Origin of the sequence: Massilia hydrophila (assembly GCF_020208145.1) — a bacterium.
Taxonomy (GTDB): Bacteria; Pseudomonadota; Gammaproteobacteria; order Burkholderiales; family Burkholderiaceae_D; genus Telluria; species Telluria hydrophila.
Genome location: NZ_JAHYBX010000005.1, coordinates 228,542 through 245,079 on the forward strand (window position 1 = coordinate 228,542; position 16,538 = coordinate 245,079).

Here is a 16,538-nt window from a genome sequence, read left to right on the forward strand (position 1 = left end):
GGCGAAGCCTGGGCGCCTGCCTGTTGCTGCCCTGCGCCGCCATGGCGCCCGATTGTGGCCGATCATGCGTGCAGCGCGGCGCGCGGCTACGCTGGGTCGGTCGATGCACCCGGTGAACAGCGATGCCCCGTGCCAGCTTTACTTTCCTGAACCATGCCTGCTTCATGCTCCGCACCGACGGCGCCGTGCTGGTGGCCGACCCCTGGCTCGAAGGAACGATCCTGGACGGCGCCTGGCGCCTGGTCGACGAGTCGAGCAGCAACGCGGCCCTGGTCGAGCTCCTGAACGGCGCCGGGGTGCCGGTCTATATCTGGTGTTCGCGCGCCACGCCGGACCGCTTCTCGTCCGCCTTCATGCGCCTGTTCCGCACGCAATTTCGCGGCATCGCCACCTTCCTCTACCGCCCGGGGCGCGACCTGCGCATCGGCGAGGAACTGCGGCGCCACCGGCTGCCGCTGGCGGAATGCCCCGATGGCGCCACGGTGACCCTGGCCGGCGACCTGCGCCTGACCGCGCTGGCCAGCGGCGACGGCGACAGTGCCTGCCTGATCAGCTGCCGCGGGCGCCACATCCTGAACCTGGGCGAGCGCGCCTTGCCGACGGCCGCCGCCTGCCAGGGCGCGGCGGCGCGCATCCGGCAGGCGGCACCGCGCATCGACCTGCTGCTCAGCGGCTTTGGCGGCCTGGGCTGGTGCGGCAACCCGGAAAGCTTCGCGCTGCGCGAGGCGGCCGCCGGCGCCGCGGCCGAGCGCCTGGCGGTCCAGGCCGAATGTTTCCGTCCCCAGCTGGTCGTACCGATCGCCTCGTTCGCGCGTCCCGCGCGGGCCGACAACGCCTGGCTGCATGGGGGCCGCCTGGCGCCCGCCGAGCTGCTCGAACATCCGCGGCTGGAAGCGCTGCGCGGGGTACTACGCTTCCTCATGCCTGGCGTGACGGTGGACCTGCAGCGCGATACGCCCGCCGGGCTGGCTTGCGCCCATGCGCTGGCGCTGGACCACTGGAGCGCCTGCTGGCAGGCCCGTCCGCCGCCCCTGCCGCGTCCGCCGCGGGCCTCGCCGGGCGAACTGAAGGCGGCCTTTGCGCGCTACCGCGAGCGCGCTGGGGCGGCGCTGCATGCGCTGCCGTGGCTGCTCGAGACCGCCGGGCTGCTGCGTCCGCTCCTGGTTTATTTGCCGGACCTGCGCCAGAACGTGGCGCTGTCCTACCGTGACGGGTTCCGGCTGCGGCCGGCGCGAGGAGGGACCGCATCGACCGCGCATGTGGCGCTGTTTTCCGGTACCTTGCTGCAGCTGCTGCGCACGGACGACGGCTTTGACAAGGTCTATGCCGGCGGCTGCTTCCAGACCCTGCGCCGCAGCGGGCTGTCGGTGTTCGGACGCTTTTTCCTGCCGCAGCGCATGACGCGGCGCGGCGTGGACCGGCGCCGTCCGCTGGCCGTGGCGGCCTACCTGTGGCACGCCCTGAAGTCACGGACGGTGCGGACGGCGCGCCGGCTGCAGGCGGCGCGCTGAGCCGTTCCCGCGCCGCCCCCGGCTTCGCCTCAGCCCCCGTTCGCCGCCGGCGGCGCGGCGCGGGTGCGCCACAGCGAGTACAGGACGCCGGCGCCGATCAGCACGCCGGTGACCGCCAGCGACAGCCCTGCCGGCACCTTGCCGCCGAACACGAAGTCGCCCAGGAAGATCTTCGAGCCGATGAAGACCAGCACCGCGGCCAGCGAGTACTTCAGGTAATGGAAGCGCGCCACCATCGCCGCCAGCGCGAAGTACAGGGCGCGCAGTCCCAGCACCGCGAAGATGTTCGAGGTGTACACGATGAACGGGTCGCTCGTGATCGCGAAGATGGCCGGCACGCTGTCGACGGCGAACACCACGTCGGTGAGCTCGACCATGCACAGCGCCAGGAACAGCGGGGTCGCCCACAGCAGCGGCTTGCCGCCCGCCGGGTTGGGCTGGCGCACCAGGAAATGGTTGCCGTGCAGTTCAGGCGTGACGCGCAAGTGGCGCTTCAGCCAGGACAGCAGCTTGCTCTCGCGGATGTCGTCGCTGTCGGTCGAGACGAAGAACATGCGGATACCGGTGATGACCAGGAAGGCGCCGAACAGGTACAGGGTCCAGTAGTAGCTCTGCACCAGGGCCGAGCCGGCGCCGATCATGATGCCGCGGGTCACGATCACCCCCACGATGCCCCAGAACAGCACCCGGTGCTGGTACAGCGGGGGAATGGCCAGGGTCGCGAAGATCAGCGAGATCACGAAGATGTTATCGAGCGACAGGCTCTTCTCGATCAGGAAGCCGGTGTAGAAATGCAGGCCTTTCTCGCTGCCGAGTTCATGCCAGACCCACAGGCCGAACAGCAGCCCGGCCGTCAGGTAAAGCGCCGACAGCTTCAGGCTTTCCTTGACCCCGATGACGTGGTCTTTCTTGTTGAGGACGCCGAGGTCGAAGGCGAGCAAGACGACGACGATCGACAGGAACACCAGCCAGGTCCAGGCCGGTGTGCCAAGCCAGAGTGCGTTCAGCAGGTCCATGTGGGTCTCCAGTCAAAGAGGCGCCGCCAGGCGCCGTTACAGGGATGCATGCGCGCCCATCGCAGGCCGCGACAGGGTCAGGAAGCGAGCGCCGCCGTGCTGAAGGCATCGCTGGCGTGGGCCTGGCCGAACCAGGCACGCGCCGCGCGCCGCACCAGCGTGGTCTCGCGCTCGTCCAGGTGGCCGTCGGCCTGGACGATATCGACCATGGTCTTCCACAGGCAGATCTGCAGCAGCGGATCGCGGATGTCGAGCATCAGCGCGTCCAGCAAGGCCGGGTCGATCTCGACCATGCCGGCGCGCCGGTTGGCGGCCGCATCGAGCAGGTCTTCGCACAGTTCGCGCAGGGTGCGGTCGAATACCTCGTCGTCCACCTTGAACTGTTCCAGGAAGGGAGCCCCGTGCATGACGCGCAGTTCGGACGGGCTGACATGGCCGTCGACGATCATGCTCAGCGCCAGGATACGGCTGACTGCTTCGGGACTGTTAGGGATATAAGCGTGCATGGTGACCTCGTAAAATGAAAGTGAGATCACTATAAGAGCCGAAAAAACTAAAGTAAAATCGATTAATCTTTCGAAATAAGTAAATTAAACTTAAGTATTCATGCTCAACTATAAACACCTGCATTACTTTCATGCGGTCGCCACGCATGGCAGCGTGGCGCGCGCCGCCGAGCAGCTGCACGTGACGGCCCAGGCGATCAGCATGCAGCTGCAGGTGCTCGAGGAGCAGCTGGGCGAAGCGCTGTTCCAGAAGAAGGGGCGTGGCCTGGAACTGACCGAGGCCGGCAAGACGGTGCTGCGCTATGCCGAGCAGATCTTTGACCTGGGCAACGAGCTGGAACAGGCAGTACGGCGCGGCGTGTTCACCGGCGAGGAAACGCTGCGGGTCGGGATCTGCGACGTGATCGCCAAGACGCTCGCCTTTCGCCTGCTGCAGCCGGCGCGCGAAGCGGGCCTTGCGATGCGCCTGATCTGCCGCGAGGGCCGCTTCGAGGACCTGGTGCTCGACCTGACCGCCCACAAGCTCGACCTGGTGATCGCCGACCAGGGGCTGGCGACCGGCGGCGCCGTGCGCGGCTACACCCAGCTGCTGGGATCGAGCACCCTGACCGTGTTCGGCCACCCCGCGCTATGCCAGGACTGGCCGGGCGCCTTCCCGCAGCGCCTGAGGAACGCGCCTTTCCTGCTGCCGGGCCAGGAGGCGGCGATCCACACCCAGTTGATGAGCTGGTTCGAACGCCATGACCTGCGCCCGATCACGGTCGGCGAATTCGACGATGGCGCGCTGCTCAAGTCCTTCGCCTGTTCCGGCACCGGTTTCATGGTGGCGCCGACCGCGCTGTCCGACATCGTCCAGGCCGAGAATGGCCTGGAACCGGTGGGCGTCATCGACAGCATCGTCGAGCATTTCTATGCGGTGTCGGTGGAACGGCGCGAACGCCACCCGGCGGTGCGCCGCATCCTGGAAGGGGCGGGGCAAGTGTTCGCGCGCGGCGACTGAGGCTGTCCGCCGCAAGCGCGCCAGTAGGGGAGCCGGAAAGCGGGAGCCGGAAAGCGGGAGCCCGGAAACCGCATGCTATACTGGCCACGTCCCGTTCCACGACATCCTTATGAGACGAGTACTCGTCATCTTCCTGATTCTGCTGTTTCCCCTGAATGTACTTGCCTTGTCCATGTCTGCATCGTCGCTGCAGCAGGCTGGTGCAAGCGAACACCTCGAACCATCAAGCGCGGTGGCCGACGATTCCCGTCTCGGCAGCGCATTCGACGACGATCCGGATGAGGCGCCCGCCGGGATCGACTTCCACGATGTCGTGCATGCAGAAGGCGGACTGCAGCTTGCGCTGGTCCCCGGCAAGGCGCCGTCGGCGCACGGCGCAGCATGGCGCAGCCATCCCCCATTCCCGTCAAAAGAGCCGCCCCGGGTGCGCTGAGCCTCCCTCCGGCGTTGCGCTGGCAATGCCCGCCGTCCCGCATCCGCGACGCCGGCGCAATGCCAACGTCACGCGCTTCGGGCCGGGCCTGTATCAGGTATTTTTCCTGCTGGTTCCCGTGCCTGGACGCTGCGCCGGTGTACAGGCATGCACGGCCACAGACAAACAATCATCGTTACTACATCAAGAAGGAAATGCCATGGAATGGCTATTCGACCCCACTATATGGGTGGGCCTGCTGACACTGGTGATCCTGGAAATCGTCCTGGGCATCGACAACCTGATCTTCATTGCCATCCTGGCGGACAAGCTGCCGCCCCACCAGCGCGACAAGGCGCGCCTGATCGGACTGTCCCTGGCGATGGTCATGCGGCTCGGCCTGCTCACCATCGTGTCGTGGCTGGTCACGCTCACCACACCCTTGTTTTCGGTGGGACCGATCAGCTTTTCCGGGCGCGGGCTGATCCTCCTGGTCGGCGGCGTCTTCCTTCTTTTCAAGGCCACCGTCGAGCTGCATGAGCGGCTGGAAGGCGTCGTGCACAACCGCTCCGAGTCGAAGGTCTATGCCAGCTTTTCCGCCGTCGTGGCCCAGATCGTGGTGCTGGACGCCGTATTCTCGCTTGATGCCGTCATCACCGCGGTGGGCATGGTCGACCAGCTCGGCGTGATGATGGCGGCCGTGATCATTTCGATCGGCGTGATGATCCTGGCGTCCAAGCCGCTGACCAGCTTCGTGAATGCGCATCCGACCGTCGTGGTGCTGTGCCTGAGTTTCCTGCTGATGATCGGCCTGAGCCTGGTGGCCGAAGGCCTGGGCTTCCACATTCCCAAGGGCTACCTGTACGCGGCGATCGGCTTCTCGATCCTCATCGAAACCCTGAACCAGTTCGCGCGCCGCAACCTGCTCAAGAGCGAGGCCCGCATGCCCTTCCGCGACCGGACCGCGGAAGCCGTGCTGCGCCTGCTGGGCAGCCGGAAAGCGGGCGAGACCGCATCCGACGTGCAAGCGCCCCAGGCCGTGCACGCGGAAGCGTTCGCGCCCGAGGAGCGCAACATGGTCAGTGGCGTGCTGGCACTGGCCGACCGGTCGATCCGTTCGATCATGACACCACGCTCGGAAATGTCCTGGGTCGATCTCGAGGACAGCGCCGACGACATCCTGGCGCAGCTGCAGGAAACGCCGCACAGCCTGATGCCGGTGTGCCGGGGCGATGTCGACAATATCATCGGTATCGCACGCACCAAGGACCTGATCAGCAACCTGCTCCTGCTCCAGCGTGTCGACGAATCCACCGACAACGCGTCCTTGCGCAAGCCCATCGTCCTGCCGGATACCGCCGGCGTGCTCAGGGCCATGGAAACACTCAAGCGCTCGCACGGTCAGCTGGTCCTGGTTGCGGATGAATTCGGCAGTATCCAGGGCCTGCTGACGCCCGTCGACCTGCTCGAAGCGATTGCCGGCGAGTTCCCGGACGAGGACGAGCAACTCGCCGTGCAGCCGAAGGGACCTGGACTGTGGGAAGTCGATGGCGCGGCCGACCTGCACCAGCTCGAGCAGGTGCTGGACACCACGGGACTGGTCAGCGAGGACGATGACTACACGTCGCTGGCCGGCTTCCTGCTAGCGCGCTTCGAGACGCTGCCGGACGCGGGGCAGTTCGTCGAAGTCGATGGCTTGCGCTACGAGATCCTGGTGGTCGAAGACCGGCGCATCGCCAAGGTATCGATCCGCCGCGTCGACAGCGCCACCCCGGAGGAAACGCATTGATGCGGCGCCCGCCGCTGCCGGCACGAAGGCAGGCGGGCGCTGCCTGAAGACATCCTGCAGACCGGAACGCGGCCCTGCAAGGGGGGCGGGGCCGCGGCCCTTACACCACCGAACCCAGCTTGAAGATCGGCAGGTACATTGCAATCACCAGGCCGCCAATCAAGACGCCCAGCACCGCCATGATGAGCGGCTCCATCAGCGAGGATAGCGAGGCCACCGCCTCGTCGACTTCCTCCTCGAAGAAATCGGCCACCTTGCCCAGCATGGCGTCGAGCGAGCCGGATTCCTCGCCGATCTGCACCATCTGGATCACCATGTTCGGGAACACGTTGGCGTTCTGCATCGACAGCGTCAGGCTGGTGCCGGTGCTGACTTCGTTCTGGATCTTGCGCGTTGCTTCCAGGTAGACGTCGTTGCCGGAAGCGCCGCCCACCGAGTCGAGCGCCTCGACCAGCGGCACGCCGGCCGCGAACATGGTCGACAGGGTACGGGTCCAGCGCGCGATGGTCGCCTTGCGGATCACGGCGCCGAAGATCGGCAGGCGCAGCAGGATGCGGTCCATCGCCTGTTGCACCTTGCGCGAGCGGCGCCAGGCCTGGAAGAAGAAATACAGGCCGGCGAAGATGGAGCCGAAGATCACGTGCCACCAGGCCACGACGAATTCCGAGATCCCCATCACGACCAGGGTGGGCGCCGGCAGGTCGGCACCGAAGCTCTTGAACACTTCCTTGAAGGCCGGCACCACCCAGATCATGATCACGGCCGTGACCACGAAGGCGATCGCGATGATCGCGATCGGGTAGGTCAGGGCCGACTTGATCTTGGCCTTGATGGCGAGCGTCTTTTCCTTGTAGATCGCCAGGCGCGTCAGGAGGTCTTCCAGGATACCGGCCTGCTCGCCCGCGCCCACCAGGTTGCAGAACAGCGGATCGAAGTAGAGCGGGTACTTGCGGAAGGCATTGTTCAGGCTGGTGCCGGTCTCGACGTCGTTGCGCAGGTCCATGATCAGCTTGCCCATGGACGGGTTGCCGTGACCCTTGCCGACGATGTCGAAAGCCTGCAGCAGCGGCACGCCGGCCTTCATCATGGTGGCCAGCTGGCGCGTGAACAGGCTCAAATCCTTGTCGGTGATCTTCTTGCCGCTGCGGTAGGCCTTTTTCTTGACCTTGGTGACCAGGATGCCCTGGCGGCGCAGGGTGACGTTGACGATCGCCTCGCCGCCCGCGCGCAACTCGCCGCGCACGGTCTTGCCGGAACGGTCCTTGCCTTCCCAGGCATAGACCTTTTCCTTGACCGGGGCGCCGCCGCGGCTCTTGGTGGGGAGGAGGCTAGCCATGTCGTCAGGGTTTCCTATTCATTGGTGCAGCCGAGCACTTCTTCGAGGCTCGTCAGGCCTTGTTTCACTTTCATCAGGCCCGAGCGGCGCAGCGAGTTCACGCCTTCCTTCTCGGCCTGGGCCGCGATCTGCATCGAGTTGCCGCTGGCCAGGATCAAGGCTTCGATCGCGGGCGAGATCGGCATGATCTGGTAGATGCCGACCCGGCCCTTGTAGCCGGAGCCGAGGCAGCGGTCGCAGCCCACCGGGCCGTAGGGTTTCCAGTCGCCGTCCAGGTCGGACTCGCGGTAGCCGGCCGCCAGCAGCACCTCGCGCCCGGTCTCGAGCGGTTGCTTGCAGGCGCACAGGCGGCGCGCCAGGCGCTGGGCCGTGATCAGGATCACCGAGGACGCGATGTTGAAGGGCGCCACGCCCATGTTCATCAGGCGCGTCAGGGTCGATGGCGCATCGTTGGTGTGCAGGGTCGAGAACACCATGTGCCCGGTCTGGGCCGCCTTGATCGCGATGTCGGCCGTTTCCAGGTCGCGGATCTCGCCGACCATGATGATGTCCGGATCCTGGCGCAGGAAGGACTTCAGCGCCACCGGGAAGGTGAGGCCGGCCTTGTCGTTGACGTTGACCTGGTTCACGCCGGGCAGGTTGATCTCGGCCGGGTCTTCCGCGGTCGAGATGTTGATGCCCGGCTTGTTCAGCAAATTCAGGCAGGTGTACAGCGACACCGTCTTGCCGGAACCGGTGGGGCCGGTAACCAGCACCATGCCGTAGGGACGGGTGATCGCGTCCAGCAGCAGGGCCTTCTGGTCCGGGTCGTAGCCGAGCGCGTCGATGCCCATCTGGGCCTGGGTCGCGTCGAGGATACGCATGACCGTCTTTTCGCCGAACAGCGTGGGCAGGGTCGAGACGCGCAGGTCGATGGTGCGGGTCGGACCGAGGATCAGGCGCATGCGGCCGTCCTGCGGCACGCGCTTTTCCGAGATGTCGAGCTTGGCCAGCACCTTGATGCGCGAGACCAGCTTTTCGCGGATCGACAGCGGCGGGTTGGCGTGGTCGCGCAGCACTCCGTCCACCCGCATGCGGATCCGGTAGTACTTTTCGTAGGGCTCGAAGTGGATGTCCGACGCGCCCAGCGACACCGCGTCCATCAGGATCTTGTTCAGGAAGCGCACGATCGGCGCATCCTCGACGTCGTTGCTGGCGTCGGGCGGCGCGGCCGGCTGCGCTTCCTCTTCGGCGAACTCGATCTCGTCTTCTTCGCCGGCCAGCTCGTTCAGGCTCTGCTCGGCGCTCTTGGCAAGGCTGCCCAGCAGCTTGAGCAGGGCGTCGTGGGCCACGATCACCGGCTCCACCGAAGCTTCGCTCTGGAACTTGATCTGGTCCAGGGCCTGGCTATTGGTCGGATCGGACAGGGCCACCGACATCTTGTTGCCGCGCTTGGCCAGGGCGATCACGCGCTGGGCCTGCATCAGCTTGGCGTCGATGGCGGCCAGGGGGATCGCTTCGGGCGAAAAGCTGGACAGGTCGAGCAGCGGATAGCCGAAGGTCTCGGCGCAGAAGCTGGCCAGCGCGCCGGCGTCGATGATGCCGCTCTCGAGCAGGGTGTCGATGAAGGCGGTCTTGTCGGCCGCCGCTTTCTTTTGCAGCAGGTCGGCCTGGTTCGGGCTCAGCCGGTTCGCCTGCACGAGCGCCCGCGCCAGTCCCGCGAGGGAAGCGCTGGTGGTCGTGTTGGGAAGGACTGCTGCCATAGAAAACGAGGCCGTGAAATAGGAGAAATGACCCAGGAAGGATACGCTCGATGATGCCTACAGGCATCAACTTTGTAAAGGATTCCGTCCCGGACAGATGCGTGCGCGCCACGTGGACGGGGTGGCATCGGGCGTTTTCATGGCCCGTCCGACAACGCCTGTGATCGGGGTGACAAGCAGTATGGTGCAAGCGACAAGGAAACGCCTTGACGGTCCCGGCGCAGCCGCTTGACGCGCTTCAGGGCCCGCCGCCCGGCCCGCGCTACCGCCCGCCGACTGCTTGAAGTGGCGCCTCAGGCTTCCGGGTCGGCCAGCCGGGGCAGCTTCCAGCTCGCATACAGGGTGGGCAGGCTGGTGAACCAGGTCATGTTCGCCAGGAACAGGGCAAAGGCGAGGGCATACAGGCGCTCCGCGCCCCAGTCCTGCAGGCCGGCCGCGAACAGCAGCAGCGGGCCGCCCACGATGTTGGCAAAGGCCAGGATGGCCAGGCAAAAGAAGAAGGCGTCCTTGCGCAGCGCCGCTTCGCGCTCGTCGTCCTCGAGGGCGCGCTTGCCGAGCGGGCCGGCGACGGCAATGCCAGCTGCCAGCGCCATGGCCGGGGCGGCGGCGCCATACGCCAGCGGCTGCACCGGGAAGGCGAGGGCGGCGGCCACCAGGCCGGCGCCGATGGCCATCGGCAGCAGCGGCAGCCAGCGCTTCGGGGCGTGCCGCCGTGCGCTGGCGTCGTCCGCCATGTCCTGGCCCACCTGGCCGGCGGCGCCCGACCACCAGACCAGGGCATCCATCTTCTGCAACAGCGTTTTCTGCTTCATGTTCATTCCTCGTCTCCTGCCCGTTTTAGGCTCATGGCGATCGGTTCGAAGCGCTGGAAGGAGAACAGCATCTCGACACTGACGCCGAAGTGCCGGGCGATCTTCATCGCCAGTTCCAGGCTGGGCTTGTAGTCGCCCCGCTCCAGGTAACCGATGGTCTGGTTGTTGACGCCGACGGCTTCGGCCAGCTCCTTACGCGACATGCCGCGCTCGGCGCGAAACAGCGCAATCCTGTTGTGTAAGGTCATGAGAAACTGTGCTATCCCAACAATATATTGTGATTACACAACAATGCAATGTGCACGTCAAGCAATAACCTTTATGCATGAAAACCTGGGAACACTGGACGGTAGGTAGGGTGGGCAGATTCCTGCCCACGCGTTCCGCTGGCAGAGGGAAGCCGGCTGCGTGGCTTCCCAAGCGGCCCTGGCTGCGTGGGCGGAAACCCGCCCACGCTACGATGATGCGGACGGACTAGCGCAGCGCGAGGCGCTGTTGGTTCCCGGCCTGGGGAGCCTGGGTTTCGAGCTTGAACACGGACAGGGCCTCCGTCAGCTGGCCGGTCTGGCCGGTGAGCGACTCCGCCGCCGCCGAGGCTTCCTCGACCAGGGCTGCGTTCTGCTGGGTCATCTCGTCGATGCTGCCGATGGCGCGGCCGATGTCGTCGATGCCGGCGCTCTGGCGCGCGCCGGCGGCGCTGATCTCGGCCATGATGGCCTGCACCTTGCGCACCGAGTCCACGATCTGGCCCATGGTCACGCCGGCTTCGTCCACCAGCGCGCTGCCGGCGCTGACCTTGGCGACCGAGTCGCCGATCAGCTCCTTGATTTCCTTGGCCGCCGCCGCCGAACGCTGGGCCAGGTTGCGCACTTCGCCCGCCACGACCGCGAAGCCGCGGCCCTGCTCGCCGGCGCGCGCCGCTTCCACCGCGGCGTTCAGCGCCAGGATGTTGGTCTGGAAGGCGATGCCGTCGATGACGGAAATGATCTCGACGATCTTGTTGGCCGAGCTGTTGATGTCGCCCATGGTGCTGACCACGCCGCCCACCACCTGGCCGCCGCGGGTGGCGATGCTGCTCGCGGTTTCCACCAGCGCATTGGCCTGGCTGGCGGCGCTGGCGTTCTCGCGCACGGCACCGGTCAGTTCTTCCATCGAGCGCGTGGTGCGGTCGAGGTTGGCGGCCTGCGATTCGGTGCGGCGCGCCAGGTCGGCATTGCCGCTCGCGATCTCCGAGCTGGCCATGGCGATGGTGTCGGCCGAGGCCTTGATCTCGGCCACCAGGGTGGCCAGGCGGCCACGCATCTCCTTCAGTGCCGCCAGCATGCTGGCGTTGTCGCCGGCTTCGGTGCGGATCTCGGTGGACAGGTCGCCGCCGGCCACCGCCTGCGCGATCTGGCGCGCGTATTCCGGCTCGCCGCCCAGCTGCTGCCAGATGGCGCGCACCACGAACCACGACACCACGGCCAGCGCACCGATCACGACCAGGGCGGTGACGATCATCGAGATCACCACCTGGTTGACGCTGTCCTTGCTGCCCGCGATGCCGGCCGCGAACTGGCGTTCGGCCGCGGCGTTGACCTTGGCCAGGTCGCCCTTCAGGACGGCCAGCGTCGACTGCATCTTGCCGACCACGGCCTGCGGGTCGCCCTGCTCCATCTCGAGCATGATGCGGGCGGCCGACAGGGCCGGCGCGTAATAGGCCTCGAATTCCTTGCCCAGGCGGGCGCCGGTTTCGCCCTGGCCCGGGATCTGCTTGAACTGTTCCAGCCGGGCGCGCAGGCGATTCGCCTGTTCGCCGACCTGGCCGACCTTGTCTTTGTCGCCTTCCGCCACCGCGTCCTGCAGGCCGTCGGTAATGGCCGCGACCTCGAGCATCAGCGCCTTGGAGGCATCCAGCACCGGATAGTCCACGCTGGCGGTGGTGGTGATCGAATCCAGCGCGCCGTTCGCGATCCACGCGCTGGCGCCGGCACCGAGGCCGAAGATGATGGCGGAAATGACGGGCAGTGCCCAGATCCTGCGCTTGATGCTCATTGTCGTTGTCTCCAGAATGCAGAAACCGCCGCCGGCGTCGGGCCGGCGGCGGGTGCTGGCTCGCAGCGGTTTGCTTACTGCGCCGAGTAGACCACCTTGACGCTGCCGTCCACGGCGCTCTTGTCGATGTAGCCGATGGCCTTCGGGTTGGCGGCGACGGCGGCCTTGACGGCGGCGTTATCGGCGACTTCCTTCGGCATCGTGGCCTTGCCGGTGAACACCAGCTTGGACCACAGGGCCTTGGCCTGGGCGGCGTCCTTGTCGGCGACCTTCTTGTAGAACTCGGCGCGCACCGGGTTGGCCTCGACCTGGTCGACCGGCGTCATGCTCGAGGACTTACCGAGGAAGAACTGGGCGACCTGTTCCTTGGTCATGCTGCTTTCCGCGGACTTGGCGCCGACCACCACGACCACTTCGGCCAGGGCGGGGGCACTGGCGGCGAAAGCGGCGGCGGCGACGATCAGGGTAGCGATCTTGTTGGTCATGGCCGTCTCCTCAGAACACGAAATCGAGGGCGACAGCGCCGACCGTCACGCTGTCGCGGAAGCCGGGCTGGGCGTTCACGAACAGGCCGGTGCCGTTCTTCGGGGTGACGCGGTCGATCTGCGCCTTCAGGGCCACCGAGCTGGCGAAGTCCCAGCGCACGCCGAGGGTATTGGTCGATTGCTCGCCCTGGCCCACGCCGGTGTTCGGCAGGCGGCGCACGCCGGCGCCGAGCTGCTGCATGGTCGGGGTGCAGGCCGCCGGATAGCCGGCCGGGCAGGCTGCCGGCACGGTGTTGACGATCGCGCCGTTGATCTTCAGCACGCTGTGGCTGGCGTAGGGCATGAACTTGCCCATGCGGTAGCCGGCCATCGCGTACCAGGCGCTGGTGTCGTTGATGTAGGTCTTGGTCTTGCGCTTGGCGTACTCGGTCTGGAGCACGATGTTGTTCCAGTCCATCGCCAGGCCCAGCGAGCTGAAGCTGGCGCGCTTGTCGTGCGCTTCGATCTCGTTGGCCAGCGTGACGAGCTGGTTGAAGCGGTAGCCGGCGCCGGCTGCGCGCAGGCCGCCGACCAGGGTGTTGAGCGAGACCGAATCCTCGACGCTGACCTTGGTGGTCGCATGGCCGGCGCGCAGGGTGAAGGGACCGTGCTCGGCGCTGATGTTCAGCGCGGCCACGCTCTTGCCCTTGGCGTGGATGTTGCCCGACAACGGAGCTTTCACGCCGCCGTAGGCCAGCTGCGCGGTGAGGCTGGTGTCGCCGAAGCCGTGCTGCCAGGTGAGGTCCAGGCCGTCGATGCTGTTGAACGGCACCTGCGAATACACTTCCGCCGGCGGACGCAGCATGTGGTTCGCGTAGCCGACGTTGCGGTAGTCCGAGATCATGAACACCGGCAGGCCAACGCGGCCCACGCGCAGGCTCAGTTCGTCCGAGATGCGGGCCTTGGCGAAGGCCCAGCTCAGCTCGGCGCCATAGCCTTCTTCGGCGTCACGGCGCACCAGGCCCTGGGCGGTCAGCGACAGCCAGCTGTTGACTGCCATGTCGGCCTGCAGGCCGAGGTTCGAGTCGATGCCGGTGCGGAAGTCCTTGGACGAGCCGGCAGCCTGGTTCGGGCGCACGAATTCGGCGCCCTCGGTGTCGGCATAGGTCAGGGCGGCGGTACCGAAACCGCTGACCTTGATTGGAGGGAAGCCGGCGCTGTCCTGCGCCTGGGCCATCGAGGCTGCCAGCGGGAGCGCCAGCAGGGTAGCAATCACACGTTTCTTCATCATCATTCTTATTGCGAGCTGCTGAAAAAATCGGCGCTGCCGTAAGCAGCAAGCAGGACAGCACCGTTAAACCCTGGAAATGATTCTATCCAGCGGGTAATTTTTTATGCAACTCAAATGACGAAATTGGTGAGTTTTAGTTGTAAGAAGGACCCAAGCGTTGCGCATTTGAAACAGCGTCTTGTCAGAATTAGTTCCACCAATGACAAGTTGTTCCGGCGGCCGGCAGGCGTGCCTGGATGGCGTCGTGGATGATGCCGGCCTCGCATGCCTGGCCGGCATCGAACAGGCGGGCATTGCCGGTGAGGTGGCTGCGGATATCGGTCGGATGGCCCGCCGCCGTGGTCGCCTCGAGGAAGATGCTGGCGTAGCGCTCGGCATCGAAGTCGAGGCAGTCGCGCCATTCCGAGACGCGCGCATGGTCGGCGGCGACCAGGCTGCCAAAGCCCCAATGCAGCGGATGGACCAGGAAGCGCGTGCCGGGACAGGCATAGCGCTGCTGGCCGGCCAGGAAGATCACCACGGCCACCGATTCGACGCTGCCGATGTTGTGCGTGGTAAGCGGCACCGGCAGCGACTTCAGGAAAAAGTAGAGGGCGAAGCCGGCAGTCATGTTGCCGCCTTCGCTGGACATGTGCAGGGCGATCTCGGTGGCGCCGTTCTGCAGCGCCTGCAGGCAATTGTTGCGGATGGCGCTGGCGGAACTGTGGTTGATCGGTCCGATGAAATGAACGATGTGCAAGGCCATGGGCTCTCCCGATGGGGTGGGCCCAAGCATAGCAAGATTCACTCGGGCGCAGCGTCCGGCAGCGGGGGAGTGGCGGGCGGGCAGCCGTCTGCCCACAGCGGCGTGGCATCGACCGGCAGCCGCCGTCCCGCCACTTCCAGGTCGTTCCAGGCCGGCGGCAGGGTGCGGACCCGTCCTTCCCGCAAGGCCTGCACCAGTTCCTGGCATCCCAGGCCAGGGAGGGACCCGGCGATCCGCCAGCGGCCGCTGCCCTCCTCGGTGGCAAAGGCCGTCTGCCACGCGCTGTCGCCGAACAGCAGGACTTCGGGACGCGCATCGCCACCCAGGTCGAGCAGGATCGCATCGCAAGATGCGCCGCGCCGCAGCAGGCAGGCAGGCGTGCGGTGGGCGTTGTGCTGGTCGGTGATGGCAAGCCAGTCCATGTTCAGGAAGCTGTCCGGCAGGCGGCTTCCCTTCGGCCAGACACGCAGGTTGTCGGACAGCCTGGCCGGGACATCCAGCTGGTCCAGTTCGTGCGGGAAGCGCAGCTTGCGCACCGCCGCGATCCGGCTGCGCAGGGCGGCCGCGTCCGGCCGGTCACTGGACGCATCCAGCTGCGCCAGCGCCGCGCGGCCGTAGCGGGCGGCCCCGAAGTGCAGGTAGCCGACGTCGAGCTGCGCCGCCGTCACGCGCCCGGCCGCCAGCCGCGCCAGCTGGTCCCTGGTGGCAAGCCGGGCCGGATCGGCCAGCGGCGTGAGCAGTGCAAGCAGCACGGCCAGCACCACGAATGCGGCCGCGATGTTGACGCCCGCCAGCGTCGACAGCCAGCCGCGGCGAAGTGCCGCCGCCGCATAGCCGCCCGCGTAGCAGGCCGCCACCAGCATGCAGGCCGCCGCGACGATCCGGTCTTCGGTCCAGCCGTGCTCGCCGACCCGCAGTGCGAGCGCGTAGATGGCGAGCGCCGTGACCGGCACCAGCAGCAAGGCGGCGATGCGCGCCGCCAAGGCGACTGGCCGCGCGGCGGGCGTCTCGCCGGTCTGCCAGGCGGCGTTGATCAGGACCACGAAGGCGGCCGCCGCGCCGAGCAGGACGGAGGCGGCGCTGCGCGTGCCCCACAGCGTGTCCAGTCCGGTGAAGGGCAGGCTGGCCAGGAAACCGCCCACCAGGAGAGTCAGCACCGGCAGGATCCAGGACAGCAGTACCAGCAGCAGGTTGCGGATGCCGCGTACGATGCCCGGCCGCACGTCGGTCAGGTGCAGTGCGCTCGCAAAGGCGAAGGTGGTAACGGGAATCGCGAACCATGGTTCCCGGATGGCGTCCTGCAGGAAGCTCAGCTTGACCAGCAGGAACAGCTGCGCGCCCAGGTGCAGCACCAGCCAGCCGGCGCCGACGAACAGGGCGCTGAAGGCCAGCTGCAGGCCCAGCTTCCAGGCGGTTTCGAAATAGCTGGCATAGCCAGCGATGCGGCGCCGCTCATGCGCGCCTGCCAGCACGAGCACGTGGGCGATGAACAAGCCGGCCACGAGCGACAGGCACAGCTGCGGGGAGGGCGACGCTGCGTGCGGCCGGGGGCCTTCCGGCGGGCGGTAGGCGCCTTCCATGCGCCAGACGTCGTGCAGCGCAAGGACGGCCAGCATGGCCGCTGCCGTCACGCTCCACAGCAACAAGCGCCGCCGCGTCAGCAGGCCCAGCCCGCTGATCGCGATGACCGGCACCAGTGCGCACACCAGCAGCAGGGGCACGAACAGGCGCGGCGCGGTGGCTGGCCAGTGCAGCGCGGTTCCGGCGCGGTACAGCAGGAACAGCAGCAATCCCTGCGCCAGCCCGATCCCGATCCGGGCGGCGGCAAGGCCCGGGCGCGCATCGGCCGGCTCGGCGGTGGCATGCACGACGGCTCCCAT

General features: G+C 66.9%; 15 protein-coding genes. 4 read left to right on the forward strand and 11 right to left on the reverse strand.

The genetic code is table 11. From position 1 onward, the window contains the following. The first annotated feature begins 164 nt into the window (after positions 1 to 164). Entirely contained in the window at positions 165 to 1,511 is a 1,347-nt protein-coding gene (locus LE190_RS14485) for a hypothetical protein (RefSeq protein ID WP_225239364.1), read from the forward strand. 29 nt (positions 1,512 to 1,540) lie between these two features. Here the strand turns inward: LE190_RS14485 and LE190_RS14490 are convergent, their stop codons facing one another. Together LE190_RS14490 and LE190_RS14495 are read right to left on the reverse strand one after the other, a co-directional pair. Continuing rightward, a complete protein-coding gene (locus LE190_RS14490) occupies positions 1,541 to 2,527 on the reverse strand; it encodes a TerC family protein (RefSeq protein ID WP_225239365.1) in 987 nt (328 codons plus the stop codon). 77 nt (positions 2,528 to 2,604) lie between these two features. Next, on the reverse strand, positions 2,605 to 3,033 hold the full coding sequence (locus LE190_RS14495) for a tellurite resistance TerB family protein (RefSeq protein WP_225239366.1): 429 nt from the start codon (positions 3,031 to 3,033) through the stop codon (positions 2,605 to 2,607). 100 nt (positions 3,034 to 3,133) lie between these two features. On the opposite strand from LE190_RS14495, the gene LE190_RS14500 reads away from it, so the two are divergent. From LE190_RS14500 to LE190_RS14510, 3 genes are all read left to right on the forward strand, one after another. Further along, positions 3,134 to 4,033 (forward strand): LysR family transcriptional regulator, encoded by a 900-nt coding sequence (locus LE190_RS14500; RefSeq protein ID WP_225239367.1) that lies wholly within the window; start codon positions 3,134 to 3,136, stop codon positions 4,031 to 4,033. Between the two features lie 109 nt (positions 4,034 to 4,142). After that, positions 4,143 to 4,466 (forward strand): hypothetical protein, encoded by a 324-nt coding sequence (locus LE190_RS14505; RefSeq protein ID WP_225239368.1) that lies wholly within the window; start codon positions 4,143 to 4,145, stop codon positions 4,464 to 4,466. A 199-nt stretch (positions 4,467 to 4,665) separates the two neighbouring features. After that, on the forward strand, positions 4,666 to 6,234 hold the full coding sequence (locus tag LE190_RS14510; protein ID WP_225239369.1) for a TerC family protein: 1,569 nt from the start codon (positions 4,666 to 4,668) through the stop codon (positions 6,232 to 6,234). A 100-nt stretch (positions 6,235 to 6,334) separates the two neighbouring features. Here the strand turns inward: LE190_RS14510 and LE190_RS14515 are convergent, their stop codons facing one another. The 9 genes from LE190_RS14515 to LE190_RS14555 form a co-directional block, all read right to left on the reverse strand. After that, on the reverse strand, positions 6,335 to 7,570 hold the full coding sequence (locus LE190_RS14515; RefSeq protein WP_224947837.1) for a type II secretion system F family protein: 1,236 nt from the start codon (positions 7,568 to 7,570) through the stop codon (positions 6,335 to 6,337). Positions 7,571 to 7,584: 14 nt separating this feature from the next. Next, positions 7,585 to 9,312 carry a type IV-A pilus assembly ATPase PilB gene (gene pilB, locus LE190_RS14520; protein WP_225239370.1) on the reverse strand — a complete coding sequence of 576 codons (1,728 nt, stop codon included), beginning with the start codon at positions 9,310 to 9,312 and terminating at the stop codon, positions 7,585 to 7,587. Positions 9,313 to 9,605: 293 nt separating this feature from the next. Further along, positions 9,606 to 10,124, reverse strand: coding sequence for a hypothetical protein (locus tag LE190_RS14525; RefSeq protein ID WP_225239371.1), 519 nt, complete (start codon positions 10,122 to 10,124; stop codon positions 9,606 to 9,608). Between the two features lie 2 nt (positions 10,125 to 10,126). Next, positions 10,127 to 10,372 (reverse strand): helix-turn-helix transcriptional regulator, encoded by a 246-nt coding sequence (locus LE190_RS14530; protein WP_224947840.1) that lies wholly within the window; start codon positions 10,370 to 10,372, stop codon positions 10,127 to 10,129. A 226-nt stretch (positions 10,373 to 10,598) separates the two neighbouring features. Continuing rightward, the gene (locus LE190_RS14535; protein WP_225239372.1) at positions 10,599 to 12,158 is read right to left on the reverse strand and encodes a methyl-accepting chemotaxis protein; all 1,560 of its coding nucleotides are present in this window, start codon (positions 12,156 to 12,158) and stop codon (positions 10,599 to 10,601) included. A gap of 74 nt (positions 12,159 to 12,232) precedes the next feature. Then, a complete protein-coding gene (locus tag LE190_RS14540; protein ID WP_225239373.1) occupies positions 12,233 to 12,643 on the reverse strand; it encodes a hypothetical protein in 411 nt (136 codons plus the stop codon). Between the two features lie 10 nt (positions 12,644 to 12,653). After that, entirely contained in the window at positions 12,654 to 13,916 is a 1,263-nt protein-coding gene (locus LE190_RS14545; RefSeq protein ID WP_225239374.1) for a porin, read from the reverse strand. A gap of 184 nt (positions 13,917 to 14,100) precedes the next feature. Next, positions 14,101 to 14,658 (reverse strand): ATP-dependent Clp protease proteolytic subunit, encoded by a 558-nt coding sequence (locus tag LE190_RS14550; protein ID WP_225239375.1) that lies wholly within the window; start codon positions 14,656 to 14,658, stop codon positions 14,101 to 14,103. A gap of 38 nt (positions 14,659 to 14,696) precedes the next feature. Beyond that, positions 14,697 to 16,538 carry a DUF4153 domain-containing protein gene (locus tag LE190_RS14555; RefSeq protein WP_225239376.1) on the reverse strand — a complete coding sequence of 614 codons (1,842 nt, stop codon included), beginning with the start codon at positions 16,536 to 16,538 and terminating at the stop codon, positions 14,697 to 14,699.

Coding starts and splice junctions, on each gene's coding strand:
- LE190_RS14485 (WP_225239364.1), top strand. CDS start 165: ATGCTCCGCACCGACGGCGCCGTGCTGGTGGCCGACCCCTGGCTCGAA.
- pilB (WP_225239370.1), bottom strand. CDS start 9,312: ATGGCAGCAGTCCTTCCCAACACGACCACCAGCGCTTCCCTCGCGGGA.
- LE190_RS14525 (WP_225239371.1), bottom strand. CDS start 10,124: ATGAAGCAGAAAACGCTGTTGCAGAAGATGGATGCCCTGGTCTGGTGG.
- LE190_RS14550 (WP_225239375.1), bottom strand. CDS start 14,658: ATGGCCTTGCACATCGTTCATTTCATCGGACCGATCAACCACAGTTCC.
- LE190_RS14490 (WP_225239365.1), bottom strand. CDS start 2,527: ATGGACCTGCTGAACGCACTCTGGCTTGGCACACCGGCCTGGACCTGG.
- LE190_RS14540 (WP_225239373.1), bottom strand. CDS start 12,643: ATGACCAACAAGATCGCTACCCTGATCGTCGCCGCCGCCGCTTTCGCC.
- LE190_RS14500 (WP_225239367.1), top strand. CDS start 3,134: ATGCTCAACTATAAACACCTGCATTACTTTCATGCGGTCGCCACGCAT.
- LE190_RS14555 (WP_225239376.1), bottom strand. CDS start 16,538: ATGGGAGCCGTCGTGCATGCCACCGCCGAGCCGGCCGATGCGCGCCCG.
- LE190_RS14505 (WP_225239368.1), top strand. CDS start 4,143: ATGAGACGAGTACTCGTCATCTTCCTGATTCTGCTGTTTCCCCTGAAT.
- LE190_RS14530 (WP_224947840.1), bottom strand. CDS start 10,372: ATGACCTTACACAACAGGATTGCGCTGTTTCGCGCCGAGCGCGGCATG.
- LE190_RS14515 (WP_224947837.1), bottom strand. CDS start 7,570: ATGGCTAGCCTCCTCCCCACCAAGAGCCGCGGCGGCGCCCCGGTCAAG.
- LE190_RS14510 (WP_225239369.1), top strand. CDS start 4,666: ATGGAATGGCTATTCGACCCCACTATATGGGTGGGCCTGCTGACACTG.
- LE190_RS14535 (WP_225239372.1), bottom strand. CDS start 12,158: ATGAGCATCAAGCGCAGGATCTGGGCACTGCCCGTCATTTCCGCCATC.
- LE190_RS14545 (WP_225239374.1), bottom strand. CDS start 13,916: ATGATGATGAAGAAACGTGTGATTGCTACCCTGCTGGCGCTCCCGCTG.
- LE190_RS14495 (WP_225239366.1), bottom strand. CDS start 3,033: ATGCACGCTTATATCCCTAACAGTCCCGAAGCAGTCAGCCGTATCCTG.